Annotated in this window: 1 protein-coding gene; it reads left to right on the forward strand. The window is 39.4% G+C overall.

Annotated features, from left to right (window positions below):
- The first annotated feature begins 567 nt into the window (after window positions 1–567).
- A complete protein-coding gene (locus tag NJ959_RS29770; RefSeq protein WP_254015370.1) occupies window positions 568–762 on the forward strand; it encodes an NblA/ycf18 family protein in 195 nt (64 codons plus the stop codon).
- The last annotated feature ends 475 nt before the right edge of the window (window positions 763–1,237 follow it).

Genomic DNA, 1,237 nt, shown 5'->3' on the forward strand with positions numbered 1-1,237 from the left:
AAATATAACTGTCTATAACCAAGGTTCAATCGGTACTTCTTCAAGAAAATGATCGACTTCGCCTGGATTATAGATTTAATATCCTGGGAATTGACTCTCCTCAATCTATCACGACTTGATTAGATTGTTTTTTTGTCTTTTTCCAACTCATTCTATTATCACTTCATTTGTTTTTTGTTGCCCTCAGCCTTATTGCTGAATTTTTCTCAGCCAAATGGCTGATAGCGCGATCGCACACTAATGTGGTATAGCGCAATTTTCAATTGGATGCCAAAATCTTCTAATTTCAGTGGATACACTGAAACAATTGTTCAAAATGAGCAGTTTGCTTTGGTAGCAACCTGATACAACTGCTTCCATCTTGATGAGGAAACTTTCTGGATGGGAATCCCATCTGTTAACTCAACAGATGCCTCAATCTGAGGTGGTAGTCATTTTGTCAAATGTTTGTTACAATCTGTAATATGAAGGGTAACGATTGACTTGTTCATCCGGTACCCAGCCTTAGCCGAACTAAGGCTTCTGTAGCCCGAATGTAAATTCTCTCTAGTTATCTAGGAGTGAAGCATGTCTCAACCGATTGAACTTTCCTTAGAACAACAGTTCAGCATTCGCTCGTTTCAAACTCAGGTTCAGAAAATGAGTCATGAGCAAGCCCAAGACTTCTTGGTGAAGCTATACGAGCAAATGGTGGTACGGGAAACCATGTATAAAGAGTTTCTCAAGCATGAATGGGGGTTAGATTCAAAACCTAAGTTTTAGTCTCGGTAGCCCTCCCGCTCAGTGGGCGACCTCCGTCTCTTGCTCGGTTCCAAGAAGGAAAAGAGCTGGGGATGTTGGGGCGTCAACTTTACGACTATCGAATTATGTAGTTTGTTTTACGCTCAATTTCATTTAAGTATTTTTAAATAGTCTCAGGTTGAAAACCCACTGTCTCTTGACAGGGGAATAATTGATGGGGTAATGATATCAGAAATTATAAAATGTAAAATTATCCCATGATATTTCAGGGGAATAATATATTTTAATGTTATTTTTTTATTTTATAGCTCTAGCGGCAATAGGCTACAGCAATCACCGAATCAGGGATTAACGGATCTAGGACTATCTATCTTCATATCGAAGGAACCCAAGCGTGAGAGAGCGCCGGGGTAATTAGAAGGACTAGACAAACACAATCTAATTATGGCAGATTTTGCTAACTATTGTAAAGTCCCGACACGATCTAAAAATGGGG

Source organism: Limnofasciculus baicalensis BBK-W-15, from assembly GCF_024178385.1.
Lineage (GTDB): Bacteria > Cyanobacteriota > Cyanobacteriia > Cyanobacteriales > Coleofasciculaceae > Limnofasciculus > Limnofasciculus baicalensis.